The sequence below is a fragment of the Salinisphaera sp. G21_0 genome (genome assembly GCF_017744115.1).
Classification (GTDB): domain Bacteria; phylum Pseudomonadota; class Gammaproteobacteria; order Pseudomonadales; family Endozoicomonadaceae; genus Endozoicomonas.
The window spans coordinates 1-1439 of record NZ_JAGHQW010000166.1 but is presented as its reverse complement, the minus strand read 5'-3'; the positions used below and the strand labels follow the sequence as shown (position 1 = coordinate 1439).

The window sequence follows — 1439 nt, the reverse complement described above, 5'->3', positions numbered from 1 at the left end:
CAATTTCATGCCCAGGGTATTGCCAACCTGCTGTGGGCCATGGCGAAACTGGTGGACAACGGGCAGGAGCGGACACCAGGGCTCAACGAGGCCCTGGCCGCGCTGTTACCCCACGTGAACGCACAGAAAGACCAATTTCATGCCCAGGGTATTGTCAACCTGCTGTGGGCCATGGCGAAACTGGTGAACAACGGGCAGGAGCAAACACCAGGGCTCAACGAGGCCGTGGCCGCGCTGTTACCCCACGTGAACGCACAGAGATACCAATTTAATGCCCAGGGTATCGCCAACTTGCTGTGGGCCATGGCGAAACTGGTGGACAACGGACAGGAGCAGACACCAGGGTTTAAAGAGGCCGTGGCCGCGCTGTTACCCCACGTGAACGCACAGAAATACCAATTTAATGCCCAGGGTATCGCCAACTTGCTGTGGGCCATGGCGAAACTGGTGGACCATGGGCTGGAGCAGACACCAGGGTTCAAAGAGGCCGTGGCCGCGCTGTTACCCTACGTGAAAGTAAAGAAAGACCAATTTATTCCTCAGCATATTGCCAACTTGCTGTGGGCCATGGCCAAACTGGTGGACAACGGACAGGAGCAGACACCAGAGTTCAAAGAGGCCGTGGCCGCGCTGTTGCCCCGCGTGAACGCACAGAAAGACCAATTTAATGCCCAGGGTATCGCCAACCTGCTGTGGGCCATGGCGAAACTGGTGGACAATGGGCAGAATCGGACACCAGGGCTCAAAGAGGCCGTGGCTGTAGCGTTGCCCCACGTTAACGCACAGACAGCTAACTTTAAACCACAGGCTATCGCCAACCTGCTGTGGGCCATGGCGAAACTGGTGGACAACGGGCAGGAGCGGACACCAGGGCTCAACGAGGCTCTGGCCTCGCTGTTGCCCCACTTAAACGCACAGAAAGCTAACTTTAAACCACAGGAAATTACCAGCCTGCTGTGGGCCATGGCGAAACTGGTGGACAAAGGGCAGGAGCGGACACCAGAGTTCAACGAGGCCGTGGCCGCGCTGTTGCCCCTCGTGAATGCAAAGAAAGCTAACTTTAAGCCACAGGAAATCGCCAGCCTGCTGTGGGCCATGGCGAAACTGGTGGACAACGGGCAGAAGCAAACACCAGAGCTCAACGAGGCCGTGGCCGCGCTGTTGCTCCACGTGAACGCACAGAAAGCTAACTTTAAACCACAGGAAATCGCCAACCTTCTGTGGGCCATGGCGAAACTGCTGGACAACGGGCAGGAGCGGACACCGGAGTTCAAAGAGGCCGTGGCCGCGCTGTTACCCCACATGAACGCACAGAAAGGCCAATTTATTCCTCAGCATATCGCCAACCTGCTGTGGGCCATGGCGAAACTGGTGGACAACGGGCAGGAGCAGATACCAGAACTCAACGAGGCTGTGGCCGCGCTATTGCCCCACGTGAA

Annotated in this window: 1 protein-coding gene; it reads left to right on the top strand. The window is 57.4% G+C overall.

Annotated elements, in window-relative coordinates; all coding sequences use genetic code 11:
* Positions 1–1439: DUF1601 domain-containing protein (locus J7439_RS25435; RefSeq protein ID WP_209204853.1), on the top strand; the 1439-nt coding region annotated here is incomplete at both ends.